At 74.5% G+C, this 18,884-nt stretch carries 19 protein-coding genes and 1 pseudogene; 10 read left to right on the top strand and 10 right to left on the bottom strand.

Annotation, left to right across the window (positions count from 1 at the left end; genetic code table 11):
• Positions 1–3: 3 nt before the first annotated feature.
• Both ACQ614_RS03690 and ACQ614_RS03685 read right to left on the bottom strand, forming a co-directional pair.
• Positions 4–1,254: an SLC13 family permease gene (locus tag ACQ614_RS03690; RefSeq protein WP_431676702.1), complete on the bottom strand. Its 1,251-nt coding sequence runs from the start codon at positions 1,252–1,254 to the stop codon at positions 4–6.
• Between the two features lie 371 nt (positions 1,255–1,625).
• A complete protein-coding gene (locus ACQ614_RS03685; protein WP_431676701.1) occupies positions 1,626–2,048 on the bottom strand; it encodes a hypothetical protein in 423 nt (140 codons plus the stop codon).
• Between the two features lie 109 nt (positions 2,049–2,157).
• Here ACQ614_RS03685 and ACQ614_RS03680 point away from each other — a divergent pair.
• Positions 2,158–2,322: pseudogene (locus tag ACQ614_RS03680) on the top strand (MerR family DNA-binding transcriptional regulator); the annotation flags it as partial.
• Positions 2,323–2,524: 202 nt separating this feature from the next.
• Here ACQ614_RS03680 and ACQ614_RS03675 read toward each other — a convergent pair.
• On the bottom strand, positions 2,525–3,340 hold the full coding sequence (locus ACQ614_RS03675) for a DUF899 domain-containing protein (protein WP_431676700.1): 816 nt from the start codon (positions 3,338–3,340) through the stop codon (positions 2,525–2,527).
• 158 nt (positions 3,341–3,498) lie between these two features.
• Positions 3,499–3,993, bottom strand: coding sequence for a hypothetical protein (locus ACQ614_RS03670; protein WP_431676699.1), 495 nt, complete (start codon positions 3,991–3,993; stop codon positions 3,499–3,501).
• A gap of 392 nt (positions 3,994–4,385) precedes the next feature.
• Between ACQ614_RS03670 and ACQ614_RS03665 the strand changes: the two genes are divergently transcribed.
• Positions 4,386–5,750, top strand: coding sequence for a CapA family protein (locus ACQ614_RS03665; RefSeq protein ID WP_431676698.1), 1,365 nt, complete (start codon positions 4,386–4,388; stop codon positions 5,748–5,750).
• 50 nt (positions 5,751–5,800) lie between these two features.
• Here the strand turns inward: ACQ614_RS03665 and ACQ614_RS03660 are convergent, their stop codons facing one another.
• The 3 genes from ACQ614_RS03660 to ACQ614_RS03650 form a co-directional block, all read right to left on the bottom strand.
• Entirely contained in the window at positions 5,801–6,358 is a 558-nt protein-coding gene (locus ACQ614_RS03660; RefSeq protein ID WP_431676697.1) for an NUDIX domain-containing protein, read from the bottom strand.
• A gap of 171 nt (positions 6,359–6,529) precedes the next feature.
• Positions 6,530–8,839, bottom strand: coding sequence for an FtsX-like permease family protein (locus tag ACQ614_RS03655; protein WP_431676696.1), 2,310 nt, complete (start codon positions 8,837–8,839; stop codon positions 6,530–6,532).
• Entirely contained in the window at positions 8,836–9,579 is a 744-nt protein-coding gene (locus tag ACQ614_RS03650; protein ID WP_431676695.1) for an ABC transporter ATP-binding protein, read from the bottom strand. Before ACQ614_RS03650 ends, ACQ614_RS03655 begins: the two co-directional genes overlap by 4 nt.
• 138 nt (positions 9,580–9,717) lie before the next feature.
• Between ACQ614_RS03650 and ACQ614_RS03645 the strand changes: the two genes are divergently transcribed.
• The gene (locus tag ACQ614_RS03645; RefSeq protein WP_431676694.1) at positions 9,718–10,587 is read left to right on the top strand and encodes a sensor histidine kinase; all 870 of its coding nucleotides are present in this window, start codon (positions 9,718–9,720) and stop codon (positions 10,585–10,587) included.
• A gap of 110 nt (positions 10,588–10,697) precedes the next feature.
• On the top strand, positions 10,698–11,393 hold the full coding sequence (locus tag ACQ614_RS03640) for a response regulator (protein WP_431683815.1): 696 nt from the start codon (positions 10,698–10,700) through the stop codon (positions 11,391–11,393).
• A gap of 70 nt (positions 11,394–11,463) precedes the next feature.
• On the opposite strand, the gene ACQ614_RS03635 is transcribed toward ACQ614_RS03640, so the two are convergent.
• Complete coding sequence (locus ACQ614_RS03635; protein ID WP_431676693.1) at positions 11,464–11,997, bottom strand: NUDIX hydrolase family protein; 534 nt, start codon at positions 11,995–11,997, stop codon at positions 11,464–11,466.
• 131 nt (positions 11,998–12,128) lie between these two features.
• Between ACQ614_RS03635 and ACQ614_RS03630 the strand changes: the two genes are divergently transcribed.
• Positions 12,129–12,947 (top strand): aminoglycoside adenylyltransferase domain-containing protein, encoded by an 819-nt coding sequence (locus ACQ614_RS03630; RefSeq protein WP_431676692.1) that lies wholly within the window; start codon positions 12,129–12,131, stop codon positions 12,945–12,947.
• Positions 12,948–13,011: 64 nt separating this feature from the next.
• A complete protein-coding gene (locus tag ACQ614_RS03625) occupies positions 13,012–13,299 on the top strand; it encodes a hypothetical protein (protein WP_431676691.1) in 288 nt (95 codons plus the stop codon).
• A 70-nt stretch (positions 13,300–13,369) separates the two neighbouring features.
• Here the strand turns inward: ACQ614_RS03625 and ACQ614_RS03620 are convergent, their stop codons facing one another.
• Entirely contained in the window at positions 13,370–14,131 is a 762-nt protein-coding gene (locus ACQ614_RS03620) for a GNAT family N-acetyltransferase (protein WP_431676690.1), read from the bottom strand.
• Between the two features lie 522 nt (positions 14,132–14,653).
• Between ACQ614_RS03620 and ACQ614_RS03615 the strand changes: the two genes are divergently transcribed.
• Positions 14,654–15,118 (top strand): DIP1984 family protein, encoded by a 465-nt coding sequence (locus ACQ614_RS03615; protein ID WP_431676689.1) that lies wholly within the window; start codon positions 14,654–14,656, stop codon positions 15,116–15,118.
• A gap of 248 nt (positions 15,119–15,366) precedes the next feature.
• On the opposite strand, the gene ACQ614_RS03610 is transcribed toward ACQ614_RS03615, so the two are convergent.
• The gene (locus ACQ614_RS03610; RefSeq protein WP_431676688.1) at positions 15,367–16,104 is read right to left on the bottom strand and encodes a VOC family protein; all 738 of its coding nucleotides are present in this window, start codon (positions 16,102–16,104) and stop codon (positions 15,367–15,369) included.
• A gap of 138 nt (positions 16,105–16,242) precedes the next feature.
• Between ACQ614_RS03610 and ACQ614_RS03605 the strand changes: the two genes are divergently transcribed.
• From ACQ614_RS03605 to ACQ614_RS03595, 3 genes are all read left to right on the top strand, one after another.
• Positions 16,243–16,641, top strand: a complete 399-nt coding sequence (locus ACQ614_RS03605; RefSeq protein ID WP_431676687.1) for a BlaI/MecI/CopY family transcriptional regulator — start codon at positions 16,243–16,245, stop codon at positions 16,639–16,641.
• Entirely contained in the window at positions 16,638–17,522 is an 885-nt protein-coding gene (locus tag ACQ614_RS03600) for a M56 family metallopeptidase (RefSeq protein WP_431676686.1), read from the top strand. Before ACQ614_RS03605 ends, ACQ614_RS03600 begins: the two co-directional genes overlap by 4 nt.
• A gap of 210 nt (positions 17,523–17,732) precedes the next feature.
• Positions 17,733–18,752, top strand: a complete 1,020-nt coding sequence (locus tag ACQ614_RS03595; protein WP_431676685.1) for an NlpC/P60 family protein — start codon at positions 17,733–17,735, stop codon at positions 18,750–18,752.
• Positions 18,753–18,884 lie beyond the last annotated feature (132 nt).

The following is an 18,884-nucleotide window of genomic DNA, read 5'->3' as shown; positions in this document are numbered from 1 at the left end:
GGCTCACCCTCCGACGAGCTGCAGGGACCCCCACAGTGCCACCACGGACAGCACCAGGGAAGCGGGCACGGTGAGCAGCCCCAGCCGGGTGAACTCCCCGAGGCCGACCTCCCCCTGATGGGCGTGCACGATCCGGCGCCACAGCAGGGTCGCGAGCGAGCCCGCGTACGTGAGGTTGGGGCCGATGTTGACGCCCAGCAGCACCGCGAGCACCGCACCGGGGCCGGTCGGGGCGGTGAGCGGCAGCAGCACCAGCACCGCCGGCAGATTGTTGATCATGTTCGCCAGGACGGCGGCCAGCACCGCGATCCCGAGCAGCGCCGCCAGGCCCTCGCCCTCCGGGACGAGGTGGCCGAGCGCATCGGCGAGGCCGTTGTCGACCACCGCCCGCACCACCAGGCCGAGCGCCAGCACGAAGGCGAGGAACGGCACGCTCGCCGCCTGCACCACCGCGGCCACGGTGGTCCGCCGGCGGGCCAGCGCGTGGCAGGCGAGCACCAGCGCCCCGGCGGCGGCCACCCAGGCCGGGTCCACCCCGACGGCGGAGGCCGGTACGAAACCGGCCAGTGTGCAGACCACCGTGACCAGCGCGAACCGCGGCATCTCCGGGGCGTCCCCGGCCGGCGGGGCATCGGCGCCCGCGTCCAGGTCAGCGGCGAAGAACCGCCGCAGCACCAGGTACTCGACCGCAATGGCCACCGTCCAGGGCAGCGCCATCAGCGCGGCGAACCGCAGGAAACCCAGCCCGGCGGCCGCGAAGGCGAGCAGGTTGGTCAGGTTGGAGACCGGCAGGAGCAGCGACGCGGTGTTCGACAGGTGGGTGCAGGCGTAGACGTGCGGCTTGGGCCGCGCGCCCAGCCGGGCGGCGGTCGCGAACACCACCGGGGTCAGCAGCACCACCGTGGCGTCCAGGCTGAGCACCGCCGTGATCAGCGAGGCGACCACGAAGACCTGCTGCAGCAGGCGGCGCGGCCGGTGCGCCGCCGTCCGCGCCATCCAGGCCCCGCAGGCGCGGAACAGACCCTCGTCCGCGCAGAGCCGGGCCAGCACCAGCACGGCGGCGAGGAAGCCGATCACCGGGCCGAGCCGCTCGGCCTCCTCGCGCGCATGCTCCATGGAGAGCACGCCGGTGCCCAGGGCGACCGCGGCGGCCGGCACGGCCGCCACCGCCTCCGGCAGGCCGAACGGCCGGACCACCGCGCAGACCAGCACCACCACCAGCAGGCCGACCGACAGCACCTCGGACGACGACATGTCGGAACCGCTCCTCACCTGCACCGCGCCGTCCGCGCACGGTCGCGCCCGGGCAGCGGCGCACCGCCGCGGAGAACGGCGGGGCCCGCCGCGGAAGCGACAGCAGAGGCGCGGGCGGCGGACCACCGACAGCAACAGGTCCTGATCGAACCAGACGCCGGTGGAGGACGTGCGACCAGGTGCGGGCCGACTCGCCGCGGCTGCCGCCACGACGGGCGCGGCGGCAGCCGGACCGGGGACGGCGGCCCCGCACCCTGGCCCTGGCGGCAGGGCTCGGCGCAGCCTCCGTGATCTGTACGGAGGGCCGCATCCGAATTGCGCAGCTCCCCGCGCCCCTTGGGTGACCGCCCGAGTGCCGTCGACGGCACGGATCAGTCCGCCGTGACGCCCCAGTAGCCGATGGCGGAGGGATGGCCGTCGGTGTGGAGGACGGTGCACCTGCCGCTGGCTCGCGGGGGGTACTCGAGGGTGCCGGTCACGAGGGCGTCGACCCATTCGGCGACGGTGGGCCGGCCGGTGGGGGCCCAGGTGCGCACCTCGCGGTCGGTGAGGGGGCGCATCATGGCCTCCTCGTCGGGGGCCTCGGCGTCGATCAGTCGCCACTGGTCGAGGACCGAGCCGGTGCCGCCGGTCAGGATGTACTCCTGCCATTCCTCGTCCTGCCAGAGCTCGTCCACGGTCATGCCCCCGGAGTTGTGGTCGTCGTCCTTCAGCTCCAGTTCCTGGGCGAGCCGCAGCGCCGCTGCCAGGTCCTCCCGGTACGGGCCCGTGGCCCACCATCCGCTGCCGCCCATGTCCTCGTCCTCCCGGTGATCCACTCGATCACCGCGCAGCCTAGGACCGGGGACCGACAGCGCCGGCCGGGTTGACCTTGTCGCAGCGGCAGGGTTTCTACCGGGGGGCATGCGGATCGGAGAACTCGCCGGGATCGTCGGCGTCACCACGCGTGCCGTGCGGCACTACCATCGCATCGGCCTGCTGCCGGAGCCCCCGCGGCAGCCCAACGGCTACCGCGAGTACGCGCTGCGCGACGCCGTCGAGCTCGCCCGCGTCCGCCGTCTCGGCGAGGCGGTGGACGAGAACGGCTGCGCCGATCTCGCGGTGGCCGGGCAGACCACCGTCACCGTCGACCTGCACCGGCCGGCCGCCTACGTCCGGGCGTTGGGCAGGCCGGCGGAGGCCCGTACCTTCCGCTGGTACGCGGAGGACCCGGCGGCCGCGGTCGCCGTACTGCGCACCCGCGGTGTCCTCGACCCGGTCTGACGGGGCGTCAGTGGTGGTGGCCGTGCCGGCCGAGGGTCTCCACGGGGGTCGCGCCGGGGCGGGTCCACTGCGGCACGGGACGGCTGGTCGGGCCCCAGGTGGCGATGCCGTCGGCGTCCGTGCGCCAGTACCAGCTGATCGGCGAGCCGTGCCCGCCGACCGGCGAGCCGGCCGAGGGGGCCTCGGGCCGGCCTTCGGGATTGTCCTCCCACGCCTCGTGGCGGCCGTAGGGCGTCATGTCGAGCAGGGCCAGGGACCCGTTGACCGGCTCGTTGCCGCGGCCCGTCGTGGTGTAGGTGAGGAACGTGCGGTCGCCGTCGCGCAGGAAGCAGGTGAGGTACCCCATCTCCCCGCCGACCGGCTCGTCCACGCCGCGCACCGAGTACCAGGGCTGGGTGTAGCCCATGAACTCGACGTAGGAGGCCACCTCGTCCCAGCGGCCCGTGGTCAGGACGGCGAACGAGACGCCGCGGGCGTTGAGGTAGACGGCGTCCTTCAGGTGCCAGACCGTGGTGGTGCAGCCCTCGCACTGCCCCTGGTGCGGCGCGCCGTCGTACCACATGTGCTTGTAGACCACGAGCTCGTCGCGGCCCTGGAAGAGGTCCAGGAACGGGACCGGGCCGTCCGGGCCGACGACCTCGACCGTTCCGTCGAACTCCACCATCGGCAGCCGGCGGCGGGCCGCGGCGAGGGCGTCGCCCTCGCGGGTGTGGGCCTTCTCGCGGACCAGGAGTTCGTCACGGGCGGCCTGCCAGGCGGCCGGGTCGGCCACGGGCGGGCGGCCGGGCAGCGCGGTGGTCGGGTCGTTCGGATCGGTCGTCATGGTGTCCTCCGTGGTGTCCCGTACCGGCAGCCTCGCACGGCGTCGCGGTCGGGCGGCTGATGCACCGTTCGAAGGGACACGTGTCGGCCCGGTCGGAGGAAGGGCACACGACAGCCGCCACGGCGCTGGTGTGCGCCGTGACGGCAGGACCGAGAGGGTCACGAGAAGGTGAAGAAGACCTTGGTGAAGGTGCCGGGAATGGCCGCCGAGACGGTGTTGGTGGTGTCGTTGATGCTGACATTGGTGTAGGTGACGTCAGCAAGCACCAGCGTCTGGTTGCCCGGGCAGGTGAAGTCGCCCGGACCCGGGGGGTGCAGGGTCAGGGTCTGCGAGATCGTTCCGTTCTTGCCGGAGCTGAACGTGCCCTCCGCCGAGACCGGCCCGCTGACCGTCTCCTTGTTGGAGGCCTGCGGGTGGTTTCCGCCATGGTTGATGCAGCCGTAGTCCGCGACCGCGCTGGCGCTCGCGACGTAGCTGATCAACTGGTTGTTGCCGAGACCGGCTTCCTTGAAGCTCACGTTCAGGTCGCCGCTGTTCGTGATGGAGGCAGAGGACTTGATGAAGTGCGGACTGTCCGCGAAGGCCGGCCCGATCCCCAGCAGAATCGCGCCGGAGAGGGCCGCGGAGGCCGCGAGGATTCTGGGTATGTGCATGAGGGATCACCGTCTGTGCGAGGTTGATCGAAGGGCCGAAACAACATCCCGGGCGGTGGCCCGCGGGGTGCCCTGTACTCCTGCCACCACGCCGCAGACCGTGCGCCGGCGGCGGGGGCCGTACTCGATCGGTAGTACGGACAGGATTGCATCACAGGGCTCCGTTACTAACTGTTCACATTACGCCCGTCTGCTCCGCGAGCAAGCCGTGTTAGGGGCCCCGATCGGTGACCCTTCGTAATATTCACCAGGTCAACCAAGTGCCGCGGCGGGCAAATCGGTTACTGAGTGTCACGTTCTGCGACCGTGATGCGGCGGCGGGCGGCCTGCGCCTACGGAGGGTAGCGTGTGAACGTGGCCCGAACGCCCGCCGGTGCCCCTCGGGGCGCCGGATGACGCCGCGCGTCTCCCGCCGCGCCGTACTGATCGGCGGCGTCGGGGGAGTGCTGGCGGCATGCGGCGGCCCCGCGGCACGGACGGGACCGCAGCCCGGCGCGGGCACCACGGAGGCCGCCGCGACGCGGGCCGCCGTGCGGCTGCCGGTCGCGCTCGCCGTCCACCCGTCCCGGTCGCCGGGCCTCGCGGCGAGCCGCGCCGAACTGGAGGCGGTGCAGTCCGGCGGGGCCGGTACCTGGCAGGGGTTCCGGGTGGTCCGCGGCCCCGGCGCCGTCGCCGCGGCCCTCGCCGACCGGAACACCGCCGCCCTGGTGACCGCCGACGCGCTCGTCCCCGGCATCGCCGCGGTGCCGGTCGACGGAGTGGACCCGCTGACAGCCCCGGACTCGTACCCCGTCACCGCCGAGGTCGCGGCCTCCGGCGGGCCCGGGCCGGTGGTGACCAGCCTGTGGACCGGGGACGTGATGCTCGGCCGGAGGGTCGGCGCCGGCATGGCGCGCACCGGCGACTGGGAGCTCCCCTTCTCGCAGACCGCGGACCGGCTGGCCGCCGCCGGCCTGACGGTCGGCAACCTCGAGTGCACCCTCTCCAAGGAGGGCCGCGCCACGCACGGCGGCGACTCCTTCGGCGCGGACCCGCGGGCCCTCGCCGGAGTGCACCGGGCCGGCTACGACATCCTCACCCTGGGCAACAACCACCTCGGCGACTACGGTCCCACGGCTCTGGTCCGCACCGCGGCCATCGCCCGCGGCGAGGGCTTCGCCACCACCGGGGCCGGCGAGGACATCGCGGCGGCGCGGGAGCCCGCACTGGCCTCGGCGGGCGGCCTGCGCTTCGGCGTCCTCGCCTTCAACGCCGTCGGCGAGTCGCCCGAGGCCGGGGCGGCCTCGCCCGGGGTCGTCTGGCTGCGGATGCCGCCGATCACCGGCCCACTCGCCCCCGCCGACCTGGAGGCCGTCGCCCAGTCCGTCCGGGCGGCCCGCGGCTCCGCCGACGTGCTGGTGGTGGTCCCGCACTGGGGTCGCGAGTACAGCCACCGCCCGGTCGCCGACCAGTACACCGTCGGCCACACCCTGATCGAGGCCGGCGCCGACGCCGTCATCGGCGGCCACCAGCACTGGGTCCAGCCCATCGAGATCTACCGGGGCCGGCCGATCGTGCACGGGATGGGCAACTTCGTCTTCGACATGACCTTCTCCGAGCAGGTCCAGCAGGCCGTCGTCGTCGAACTCGTCCACTGGGGGACCACCCTGAAGGCGATCCGGGCCCTCCCGGTACGGATCGGCACCGGCGGCGTGCCCCGCTTCCTCGACCCGGCCGGCACCGAGGGCCGCACCATCCTCGGCCCGGTCTGGGGCTGACGCCCCGGCAGGTCACGACCCGTCGACGGCTGCCACGTGGGGCCGGGCCGTCACGGTGTCCCGGACGGCATGCGGCTTGCCAGCAGGATCGCGGCGACGCTGCCCGCCTCGGTGATCGCGCCCGAGACCACCATGTCGACGGCCTCCGGGAGCGGGCAGCGGTGGACGGTCATACCGGCCTCGGCCTCGTCCCGTGCCATCCGGCCCGGCGACAGCCCGCTCGCCAGGAAGAGATGGGTGGCCGCCGCGGTGCTCGACGGCAGCGGGTGGATGCGGCCCAGCGGAGTCCACCGCGCCGCCCTGAGACCGGTCTCCTCCTCCAGCTCGCGGCGGGCCGCCTCCTCCGGCTCCTCGCCCGGCTCCACGCCGCCGCCCGGCAGGTGCGGCATCCGACCGCCCGTCAGGTAGAAGTCGTCCTCCACCACCAGCAGCCGATGCTCGTCGTCCAGCGCGACGGTCCTTACGGAGTCGGCGACCTGGATGTGCTCGTAGCCGAACGCCGGCTCGTACGGGCCCTGCACGGTGTCGGACAGCAGCCGGATGAACGGGCCGGAGTGCAGCACCTCCCGGTCGATCCTGGTCCAGCTCCCCGCTGCGCCGCCGCCCATCCCTGCCCGTCCTCTCCTCGCCCGAGTCGGACCCGGAGCCCGACCCCGACCCCGATCCCGATCCCGATCCCGATCCGATCCTGACCCTACGCCCGCCGCCGGCCGGCCGGGGCCGACCCGCGGAGGCGTTCGGAAGCACCGCACCGGCGCGCACCGGCCGGCCGGTTGCCGCTACTCGTTGTGGAGGACCTCCGCGATGGTGAGGCGGGCCGCCGACCGGGCCGGGACGAGGGCGCCGAGGACGGCGATCGCCAGGCCGGCCAGAGCCAGGCCGACCAGCTGCGGTGCGTGCCAGACGTCCTTCATGGACTCGGCGAAGACGAGGACCTCCACGTGGTCGACGATCAGCCGGTGGGCGAGCATGCCGAGCGGGATGCCGAGCAGCCCGCTGACGGCGCCGAGCCCCGCGACCGAGGTCACCGTCATGGCGACGACCTGGCGGGGCGTCATGCCGATGGACTTCAGCATGCCCAGGTCCCGGCGGCGCTCCCGGACGTTCAGCAGGACGGTGTTGAAGACGCCGAGCGCGGCCACCACGGACAGCAGGACGGTGAACACCGTGGAGAAGCCGATCACGGTCGCGGTGGCGGTGTCCGGGTCGGTGCTGCTCGCCGAAGCCCGCAGGCCCGGTTCGGCGGCCGTCACCGCGGCGGCGTAGGCGGCCGCGTCCGTGCCGGGGGCGAGCCGCACGTTGTACTCGATTACGTGCGGTTCGGCGGTGAGGGCGGCCAGTGCGGCGGCGGTCGCCCCGACCGACCGGGCATTGCCCTCCAGCGGCATGCCGACGACGGTGACGGGCAGGCGGTGGCCCCGGAGGTCGAGCGTGATCCGGTCGCCGAGCTTCAGCCCGTGCTGGTCGAGGAAGGCCGGCCCGGCGATCACCTCGTTCGGCCCGGCCGGCACGCGTCCCTTGACCACGTGCAGCGCCAGGGCGGCCTCGTCCCCGTCGTAGAAGTCGCCGAACACGGTCTCGTCGTGGCCGACCAGGCCGAGCCGGACGAGCGCCCGCGAGGTCACCGCCGCGGCGCCGGGCGTGGAGCGGAGCAGGGCCGCGGAGCCGCTCTCGCCCAGCTTCGGCGCCACTTGGTGCTCGGCGGCGCTGCCGACCTGCACCTTGACCCGCGGCCCCGGGGCAATGCCCGCCGGGAGTGCCGTGGCGGCGAGCATGGTGCTGCTCAGACCGGTGGTGAGGGTCACGGTGACGACGCCGAGGACGATGGCCGACATGGTCAGCGCCGTCCGGCCGGGCCTGGCGAACGGCTGGCCCAGGCCGAGGCTCACCGCGCGCGGCAGCCGGGTGCCGCTCAGCGCCCGCTGGACCCGCAGGCCGCGGCCGGTGCGCGGTGCGCTGCCCGCAGTGATCGCCCGGGCCGCGGACAGCCGGTGGGCGCGGGAGGCCGGCACCAGCGCGGCGGCGGCGACCAGGGCCGGTACGGCCACCAGGCAGGCGGGCACCAGCCAGGCGGGCGGCTCCAGGGCCGCGGTGCCGGTCTCGATCCCGGCGAAGGTGACGCGCAGCACCGGGCCGGACAGCGCCCACCCGAGTGCGGTGCCGAACAGGCAGCCGACGACGGCGGGTACCGAGACCATGGCGAGGTACACGGCGACGACCTGGCGCGGGGTGAAGCCCAGCGCCTTGAGGACGCCGATGTGCCGGTACCCGGACACCACCGCGCCGCTGACGACGTTTCCGACGATCAGGACGGACACCAGCAGGCCGAGCACGCCGAAGACCGTGATGAACGGCAGGTAGGAGTCGGCCAGCGCCGAGTAGGCGGACTTGAGCGTCAGGTACGACCGGGCGCTCTCCAGGGCGCCCTCCGGCAGGCCCGCCGTCGCCGCGGCGAGCCCCGCCCGCACCTTCCCCTCCGTCGAGGCGGAGTCGAACCGGTACTGCATCTGCAGGCCGGACGGGTGCAGCGCGGCCGCCTGCTCGGGGGTGACCCAGGCGCCGGCCGACTTGCTCATGCTGTTCGCGAAGCCGACCACCACCAGCGGGGGGGCCTCCGAGGGGGTGAGCCGGGCGCCCAGCATCGAGGCCGGTGAGCCGCGGAAGCCCTGGCCGACCACGATCTCGCCGGGGGCGGTGGCCCAGCGGCCGGCGATGAGCTCCACCCGGTCCACCGGGCCTGCGGGGTCGGCCCGGCCGACCACCGTCAGCCGGCCAGGCGGGTGGCCCAGCCAGTCCTCCGGCATGTCGAGGGCGGCCTGTGCGAACGGCCCGGCCGCGGCCTCGACCCCCGGTCGCCGGGCCGTGTCGGCCAGCTGCGCCGGGGTGGTCCTCGCGGCGTCGAAGGCGGCCACCACGTGGGCGCCGCGCTGCCCGTCGAAGGCCGCGTCGAACGGCGCGGAGGCGGCAGTGAGCACCGACAGCGCCAGTACGACGGTGGTGGTGGCGCAGAACACGACCAGGCCGATGACGGCGGTCTGCAGTGGGCGGCGCGCGACCGCCGCCCGGGAGGCCCGCCACACGGCGCTCATGCGGTGCGCTCCAGGGTGCCCTCGTCGATGCTGCTCTCGCGGGCCACCCGGCCGTCGGCGAACTCCACCAGGCGGCCGGCGCAGCGGACGGCCAGCTTCGGGTCGTGCGTGACGATCAGCAGGGTCTGCCCGATCTGGTTGAGGTCGATCAGCAGGTCCATCACCTGCTCGCCGGAGCGGCTGTCCAGGGCGCCGGTCGGCTCGTCGGCGAGCAGCAGCGCCGGACGGTTCATCAGTGCCCGGGCGACGGCGACCCGCTGGCGTTCGCCGCCGCTGAGTGCGGCAGGGTAGGTGTCCTTGCGGGAGGCCACCCCGAGCTCGTCGAGGAGCTCCACGGCCCGGCGGCGTGCCTGGCGGGCCGGGGTGCCGGTCAGCTGCGCGGCGAGGGCGACGTTGTCCAGTGCGGGCAGGTCGTCGATCAGGTTGAAGAACTGGAAGATCATGCCGATGTTGCGGCGTCGGAACAGCGCCAGCCCGGTCTCGTTCAGCGCGCCCAGGTCCTGGCCGTGCACGCGGACGGTGCCGGCGGTCGGGCGGTCCAGCCCGGCGACCATGTTGAGCAGGGTGGACTTGCCGCAGCCCGAGGGGCCCATCACGGCCACCGCCTCGCCCGCCCGGATCTGCAGGTCGACGCCGTCGAGGGCCTTGGCGTCCCCGTACTCCTTGTGGACACCGGACAGGTCCACGACGGTCGGCGGAGCGCCGTCGTGCCCGGTGGTGCCGTGTCGGTCAGTGGTCATGGGACGAAAGTAGGAGCAGGGGCACCGTCCCCGCGTCGGACTGCGGATGTAACTGTCGGGGCACGTAGTACCGGGGATGTACCGGGGCGGCACCTGGGGAGGATGTGGATCACCCGGGCCGGCTGGGAGACTGACGGTGTGTGGGGATCGGAGACGGGTCTGCTGCCGGGGGCCGCCCTGGTGGCGGTGAGCCTCGTCGCGGCCTGGCTGGGCGTGGCGCTGGCCGGGGCGCGGCGGAAGTACCGGGCGGCCGTCGGCGAGCGCGGCTGGCTGCTCGAGCGGGAGCGGGAGAGCGCGGCGCTGGCTGCGGTCGACGCGGAGCGGGCGAGGATCGCCTCGGAGCTGCACGACATCGTCAGCCACAACGTGAGCCTGATGGTCGTTCAGGCCGGGGCCGCCCGCGAGGTGCTGGCCACCATGCCGGAGGAGGCCGCGGCCGCGATGGGCGCGGTCGAGGCCGCCGGGCGCGACACCATGACCGAGCTCCGCCACCTGCTGGGCCTGCTCGCGCCCGCCCAGGACGGCACGGACGAACCGTACGGAGCCGGGGCGGCCCGCGGTGCCCGCGGCGCGGCGGACACCGACCGGTCGCCGCAGCCGAGCCTGAGCCGGCTCAGCCCGCTGATCGACCGGATCTGCTTCGCCGGCCTGCCGGTGGAGGTGCGGATCTCCGGAGAGGTCCGGCCGCTGCCGGCCGGGATCGACGTCACGGCGTACCGGATCATTCAGGAGGCGCTGACCAATGCACTCAAGCACGGCAACGGGGGGAGGGCCGAGGTGACGGTGCGGTACGCGGACCACAGCCTGCGGGTCGAGGTGCTCAACAGCGGGCCGAGCGTGCTGTCCGGCGAGGGCACGGCACCCCGGCCCGGTGCCGTCGGCGCAGGGCGCGGGCTGGTCGGGCTGCGCGAGCGCGTCGCCGTGTACGGCGGCGACCTGGACGCCAGGCGGCGCCTCGGCGGCGGCTACCGGGTCCGCGCCAGGATCCCGCTGGACCGGCCGTGCTGACCGGCCCGCCGACCGGGGACGGCCGGGCCGGGGAGGCCGGGGCACCCGCTGCGACCCGGCCGCGGGTGGTGATCGCCGACGACCAGGAGCTCGTCCGCACCGGCTTCCGGATGATCCTCACCGCCCGGGGCATCGACGTCGTCGGCGAGGCCTCGGACGGCGCCGAGGCGGTCGCCGCCGTCCTCCGGCACCGGCCGGACGTCGCCCTCCTGGACATCCGGATGCCCGTGATGGACGGCCTGGAGGCCGCCCGGCGGATCATCGCGCAGGCCCCGCAGTGCCGGGTGGTCATGCTGACCACCTTCGACCTCGACCACTACGTCTACGCCGCCCTGGAGGCCGGGGCCAGCGGCTTCCTCCTCAAGGACGTCACCTCGGCCCACCTCGCCGCCGCGGTGCGCCTGGTCGACACCGGGGACGCGCTGCTCGCCCCGTCCATCACCCGCCGCCTGGTCGAGCGCTTCGCCTCCGGCGCACCCGGGCCGGCGACGGGTGACGGACGGGCCGCCGACCGGCAGCCGGGGCCGGCCGACCGCAGCCTGGAGCCGCTGACGCCCCGTGAGCGCGAGGTGCTGACCCTGGTCGGCCGCGGCTACTCCAACGCCGAACTCGCCGACCGGCTGACCCTCAGCGAATCCACCGTGAAGACCCATGTGGCCCGCATCTTCGCCAAGTCGGGCCTGCGCGACCGCGCCCAGGCCGTCATCCTGGCCTACGAGACCGGCCTCGTCTCACCCGGCGAACCCGGCGCGTCCAGCGCGTCCGGTGTGCCCGGCACCGGTCCGGCGGGGCCGGCCGGGGGCTGACGCCCTGACGGGCACCGCCCCCGCCGCCCCCGCCGTCCGCGTGCGGATCACCGGCACCGTCGGAGCGGGATCAGGCGAGACCGAGGTGGGCCAGCGCCCGCTTCACCAGGATGCCCTGACCGCCCGGCATCTCCTGCTGCACCTGCGGCGAGGCCGCCTCCTGCGGGGTGAACCAGACCAGGTCGAGCGCGTCCTGCCGGGGTCTGCAGTCGCCCGCCACGGGCACCACGTACGCCAGGGACACGGCGTGCTGCCGCGGGTCGTGGAAGGAGGTGACGCCCTGGGTGGGGAAGTACTCCGCCACGGTGAACGGCTGCAGCGAGGGCGGGATCTGGGGCAGCGCCACCGGCCCGAGGTCCTTCTCCAGGTGCCGCAGCAGCGCGTCGCGCACGCGTTCGTGGTACATCACCCGGCCGGAGACGACGGTGCGGCTGACCGTCCCGTCCGGGCCGATCCGCAGCAGCAGGCCGATCTGGGTGACCTCGCCGGTGGCGTCGACCCGCACGGGCACGGCCTCGACATACAGGATCGGCATCCTCGCGCGGGCCGACTCCAGCTCGTCCGGGGCAAGCCAGCCCGGCGTGGTTTCCGTCATGTCAGACATTGGCTGATCTTACGTTCCGCAGGAGGTGAACCGCAGCGTCCGCCGGGAGCGTCCGCCTGTTTCCCACCTCGGCGGCCCGCCGCCGGCCGCCCGGAGCCGTCCGGTGCGCCGCCGTCGTGGAGACTGGCCCCATGACCGGTACTCCCGAGGACCCGCGCACCGGCCCGTCGCATCGCCCCGTCCCCGCCGAACTGCGCCCGTACCTGGAGGAACTCGTCCGGCGGACGCACGCCGCCTGCGGCGACTTCCTGGTGAGCGTCCTCGCCGTGGGCTCCGTCGCCCTCGGGGACTACCGGCACGGGCGCAGCGACGTCGACGTCATGGTGGTCGTGGAGCCGTCCCTGCCCGGGGCCGCCCTGCACGAACTCACCGGGGAACTCGCCCACCCGCGGCTGCCCTGCCCGGCGGCCGGCCTGGAACTGGTGGTGTACGGCACCGACGCGGTGAGCCGCCCCTCCGGCACGGCCGGCTACCTGCTGGACCTCAACACCGGCCCGCAGCTGCCCGGCCGGGCCTCCTTCGACCCGGCGCAGTCCCCGGCCTTCTGGTACGTGATCGACCGCGCCGTCGCCCACCGGGCCGGGCTGGTCCTGTACGGCAGCCCCGCGGAGCGGGTGGTCGCCGCGCCGGACCGCACCGAGGTGCTGGCCGCCGTAGCCGCCTCCGTCCGGGAACACACCGAGGGGGAGGGGCACCTCGCGGACAACCGCGTCCTCAACGGCTGCCGCTCGGTGGTCTACTGCCGCACCGGCCGCTGGACGGCCAAGCGTGCGGCAGCCCGCGAGATCGCCGCCACCGAGCAGCGCTTCGGCCCGCTCGTGGCGGCCGCCCTGCACAGCTTCGAACGCCCCCGCACAGCAGCGGCAGCCCTGCCCGCCGCCGAGGTCCGGGCCTTCCTGCACTGGGTACAGGAAGCCGTCGACGAATCGGCCCGGACCCCGGGGCCGTGACCCGGGCAGGTAGGGTCGGCAGTCGCCGGGGCCGTGTCGCGGGCGCCGTGCGGAAGGAGTCCCGTTGCGCACCCATCGAGACCGTCTCCCTCGGATCCCGTACCCCGCCAACCGGCTGCCGGCCGGCGGTCCGTGGATGACCGAGCAGGAGGCGGCCGACCACCTCGGGATCGGCCACCTCCATCTGGGGTGGCTGATCGGGGCGGCGCACCGGCTGGAGATCGTACGGACCACCAGTCCGGCCTGCGCCGTGACCCGGGCCGGCGTGGAGACCGAACAGCAGTGGCGGGCCACCGCCTCACGCAGGCAGAAGACCTGGCGGCTGCTCAGGGACGTCCTCAAGGGGTTCTGAGCGGGTGGGCTGTCGCCCAGAGCACCGGGTGGCCCCGGCCCGCCCCCGGAAGGGCGGGCCGGGGGCCGGGTCAGGACTCCAGGGACATGTACAGGCGGGTGCCCTGGGGGCGGAAACCGATGCGCTCGTAGACACGGCGGGAGCCGTCGCCGGAGTACTCCAGCCAGACGGAGTCCGCGCCCTTGTGGAACATGGCCTCGGCCAGTGCGGCGGTGACGGCCGCCGCGATGCCGCGGCCGCGGAAGGCGGGACGGGTGCCGACGCCGGCCAGCTCCGAGGTGCCGACGGCGGGGGCGGAGCAGGTGGCGCCGCCCGCGCAGCTGCCGTCGGGGGCGCGGACGAACCGGACGGCGCCGCCGCTCTCCTGGTTCCTGCGCAGGCGGTTGGCCCCCTCGGGGGAGGAGGCGAACTCGCCGGAGAAGGCCTCGGCCAGTGCGGCGTCGACGGCCGAGTAGTCCGCGTCGCTGTCGGGCGTCTCCACGACCGGTCCTGACCCGCCGTCGGCCTGCGGCATCGTCAGGGAGCCGGGCGTGCAGACCAGGTACTCGTGGACCGCCTCGACGGTGAAGCCGGCGGCGCGCAGGGCGGGTTCCACGGCGGGGGCGCCGTCGGGGGCGAACTCCAGCCGCGGCTTGAGGCCGCGCCCGCGGAAGGCGGCCACCAGGGCGGCGACGTCGGAGCCGGTCGGCGCCGCGCCGAGCAGCGGGGTGGCGTAGTTGATGTACGGGCTGGTGGTGTCGGGGTCGAACCCCACGACGAAGCCCCCGGTCTCGACGACCACGGGACGGCGGCGGAGGTTGGCGACGGCAAAGCTCTGGACAGGGGTGTCCACGGTGATGATGACCTCACGTCATGACAAGGGTGGGCGCGTGCGCCCGCCGCACGGGGCGGGACGGGTCGGCCGCGCATGGTGTCGGCCCGGCCTCGAGCCGGTACCGTCGCCGCGCAGGGCAACGGCAGATGCGGTGCGTGGCACCGCGCGTGGGGCCGCCGTGAGGTGACGTGCCAGGCAGTGAGGGGTGCGCGGAAGCGCAGACCGCTCAGTGCCGACGGCGGCCGCTGGGGGACGCCGAGACCATGGACTTCAATCCCTCGGTAAGAGTGCGTGTGCACTCCCTTTCGGAGCGCGGGCCCACACTGCCACGGCGAGTGGCAGGTGCGCAACAGCCTTTCGGGCAGCGGGTACCGGGTGGTCGGGCCGGGCCGGACACCGCCGGGAAGCACCGGGCAGGCCACGCCGCCGACCGGTGCGTGCACCAGTGCTTCCGCGGCTGACCTGGGAAGAAATGCCGGTGCGCCGCCGGTCCGTGCGCTGACATACTCCGTGCGGACATCGAACAAGGAGGTGCGGACGATGAAGCTTGCCGAGGCGCTGGCGCTGCGGGCGGACGCAGTGCGCCGGGTGGAGCAGCTGCGCACCCGGATCGCCGCGAGCGCCCGCTACCAGGAGGGCGAGGAGCCGGCCGAGGACGCCGGACAGCTGCTGGCGGAGTCCGCCGCGGTCCTGGACGACCTGGAGTCGCTCGTCCGCCGGATCAACCGGACCAACGCCGCCGCCGCGCTCGACGGCGGCGGCACCCTCACCGACGCACTCGCCCGCCGGGACGTGCTGCGGCTGCGCCACTCGGTGGTCACGGCCGCGGCCGACGCGGCCGCCGGGCAGTACGGTGCCGTGCGGCAGCTGCGCTCCGAGCTGCGGATGCTCTCGGCCCTGCCGGTGGCCGAACTCCGCAGCCGGGCCGACGCCCTGGCGCGCGAGATCCGGGAGGTCGACGTACGCATCCAGCGTGCGAACTGGGAGGTCGACCTGCTGGACTGACGACTCGGCGGTGTGGAGGAGCAGGTAGGCGTTCACGGAGGCGTGCACAAGCCGAGGGCCGGCGGTTCATCCGGCCCACTCGTGGCGCGCGGAGGGCAGCGCAGGGGTTCGACTCCCCGACGACAGGGCAGCCCAGCAACGCGAACACGAGACGGTGCACAGCACACAGCACACAACCACGTGCAGATCCGGAACGCCGAGGGCGGGCTCGGGGCGCTCCACACCGCCGGCACCACCCCCGGCCGCCGTCACAGCGTGCCCGTGTCCGGGTTGCGGGCGGTGAGGCAGTAGAGACCGCCGGAAGGGTCGCGCATCACCGTCCAGTGCGGGTGTTCGGCGACCGTCACCGCGCCGAGCTCCTCGTGGGCGGCCCGTACCGCGGAGCGGTCCGCGCAGGCGAGGTCCAGGTGGGCGCCGGCGGGCCTGGGCACGTCCAGCCGGTGCAGCAGGATCCGGATCGGGAGCTCCGCCGGCGCCTTCACCACCCGGAACTCCGGGCGGGAACCGCTCAGCACGGGCCAGCCGGTCAGCCCGCCCCAGAACTCCGCCTCCGCCTCGTACGCGTCCGCCGCGACGTCGATCGCCACCTGGTCCATGCGGGTGCCCTCGAAGACCTCCGGCCGCCGCGACTCCCCGTGCCACGGCACCGCGCAGAACGGCACACCGGCGGGGGAGGCGAGCACCACGTACTCGCCGTGGTCCGCGACCACCGCCGCACCCAGTTCCACCGCCCGCCCGGCCAGGGCCCGGACGTCCTCCACGGCCAGGTCGAGGTGCGCCCCGCCCCCGCCGTCCGCGACGCCCTGCAGCTTGACGCAGGCATCCGTCGCGCCGTCCGGCACCAGCGTGGCGAACTCGTCCACCGCACCCCGCCGCGCGGACAGCGCCGTCCCGGTGACCGCCGTCCAGAACTCCGCGGCCTCCCCGAACCGCTCCCGCGGCCGGTCCACGAACGCGTACACCCATCGGATCACGCCTGCCTCCATCCCCTGCCCGCCGCCCTGCGGCGACCTGCTGTGATGCTAGGGCGTGCCCCTACTGCTCACCCAGGTTTTGTGCCGGTGCCCCCACCTGGCACCCTGTGCTGCAATGCGGCGGTGACGTGAAGGGTTCGGGTGGCAGGGGTGCGCGGGTTCGGTCAGCTGGAGGCCGAGATCATGAACCGGCTGTGGTCGTGGGGCAGACCCGCCACCGTCCGGGAGGTCGTGGACGACCTCAACCAGGTGCGGCCGGTGGCCTACACGACCGTCAACACGGTCGCCGACATCCTGTACCGCAAGGGCTTCCTGGCCCGCACCAAGGAAGGCCGTGCCTGGGTGTACGCACCCGCGAGGTCCCGCGAGGCGTACACCGCCGAGCTGATGCGCGAGGTGCTGGGCGAGGCGCCCGACGCCCGTGCGGCGCTGATGCTGTTCGTCGGCGGCATGGACGCCGGCCAGGCGGCGGTCCTGCGCGAGATCCTCGCCGAACCCGAACCCGAACCCGAACCCGCACGCGAACCCGCACCCGGGGACGACAGGTGAGCGCGCTCGCCGCGCTGGCCGCCCTGGTGCTGGCAGTCGGCTGGTGGCTGCCGGAGCGCCTCGAGCGGGCCGCCTGGACGGCACGTGCCCCGCGGGCCGCCGCAGCCCTCTGGTGCGCCCTGCTCGGATTCTGCGCCACCGCCCTGGCCATGGGTGCGCACCAGGCGTCGGCCGGCCACCGCGCCACCTGGCTGGTGAGCTGGCTGCGCGCCGGGGAGGCCGCCTCCGCGGACGAAGGCTGGGGCGGGCACGCGCAGGCCCTGCTGCTGGCCACAGCGGTGTTCGCCGCGGCCGCGGCGGTGATGGCCGTGGGCTGCGTCCGGGCCGCTCGCGCGCGGGCCCGGCACCGGCGGCTGCTCGGCCTGATCGGGCGTCCCGCGGCGGACGGGACCGTCCTGGTGGACGACCCGCGTCCGGCCGCCTGGTGCGTGCCCGGCCGCGGTGGCCGGATCGTCCTCACCAGGGGCGCCGCCGAGCAGCTGACCGCCCCGCAGCGGGCGGCCGTCCTGGCCCACGAACGCGCCCACCTGGCGGGCCGCCACCACCTGCCGGTCGCCGCCGTGGGCGCCCTCGGCCGGGCACTGCCGTGGCTGCCGCTCGCCTGCGCCGCCGCCCGGCGCGTTCCCGTCCTGTGCGAGATGGCGGCCGACGACGCCGCCGTGCGCATCGCCGGCCGGGACGCCGTTGCACACGCCCTCTGCCGGGTCGCTCCGCACCCGGCGCCCGAGGGCGCGCTGGCGCTCGGCGCGCACGAAGCCGTGGAGCGCCTGCGCCGCCTGACCACCCCTCAGACCGAACTGCCCGCCGCCGCACGGATCGCCTGCTGGACGGCGGCCGCCCTGCTCCCGGCGCTCCCCGTCCTGATCGCCTGCGGCCCCTGAACCGTCGGGCGCGTTTCCCTCGGGGTGTCCGACTGCCTTCGGCGGCATGCCGGGGCAGGATCGCCCTCCGGAGGGGGCCGCTTGCCACGCCCCCGCCCCCATCTACTAAGTTACTTAGCACAGACGCGGTCGGCGGTCGCCGCCGCATGTTCGAGGACGCCTGCTGCACCCGCGGCGGCCCGCACGACAGCCAAGGAGTGACCGCACGCCATGGGGACCCGACGCAAACCTGCTCCGCCCAGCCGTGCCCGCATCGCCATCGTGACCACGGCCGCCGCGGGCTCCGCCCTCTTCGCCTCCGCGGGCGGCGCCCAGGCCGAGCCCAAGGCCGACCTCGCCACCGTCAAGGCCCAGGTCGACGAGCTCAACGAGCAGGCCGAGGCCGCCACGGAGAAGTACAACAAGTTCAAGGAGGACCAGCAGCGCCTGCAGAAGGAGGCCACCCAGTTGCAGGACCAGGTCGCCGCGGCCCAGGAGAAGATGGGCGGTCTCAAGGAGCGCCTGTCCGCCGTCGCCGCCGACCAGTATCGCACCGGGAACGTCGACCCCTCCGTCGCCCTGATGCTCTCCGCGGACCCCGACAACTACCTCCGGCGCGCCTCCGCCCAGGACATCGCGGCCAGTTCGCAGAGCGACCTGCTGCGCCTGCTCCAGGATCAGCAGCGCCGCCTGGACCAGCGGCGCGCCGAGGCGAGCACCGTCCTGGCCCAGCTCGACCAGGCCGACCGGGCGCTGGCCGCCGAGAAGAAGCAGGTCCAGTCGAGGCTGGCCGAGGCCACCCGGCTGCTCAACACCCTCTCGGCCGCCGACCGCGCCAAGGTGAACGCCCAGGACTCGCGCTCCTCCCGGGACTCCGCCCGCGAGACGTACACCGGCCCGGCCAGCGGCCGCGCCGCGGCCGCCGTCCAGTTCGCCTACGCGCAGCTCGGCAAGCCCTACGAGTGGGGCGCCACCGGCCCCGGCACCTTCGACTGCTCGGGACTGACCGGCGCCGCCTGGCGCGCGGCGGGCGTCTCGCTGCCCCGGGTCTCCCAGGACCAGTGGAACGCCGGCCAGCGCATCGCCAAGAGCAACCTCCAGCCCGGCGACCTGGTGTTCTTCTACTCCGACCTGCACCACGTCGGCATCTACATCGGCGGCGGCAAGATGATCCACGCCCCGCGCACCGGCAAGAACATCGAGATCACCCCGATCGAGTACATGCCGTACGTGGGCGCCGTCCGCCCCTGAACCGCAGCGTTCGGGCCGTGGTTCCCCCCACGGACCCGTCGGATTCCGCACGGGTTGTCGTCGGCACACCGCCGGTGACAACCCGTCCGGACACCTGGGAGCGCTTCGACCACGGTTGCCCGCGCCGTCCTC

Source organism: Kitasatospora dryopteridis (assembly GCF_050749075.1).
In the GTDB taxonomy this organism is placed as follows: Bacteria; Actinomycetota; Actinomycetes; order Streptomycetales; family Streptomycetaceae; genus Kitasatospora.
The sequence above is the reverse complement of the archived record's forward strand: the minus strand, read 5'-3'. Positions and strand labels throughout refer to the sequence as shown.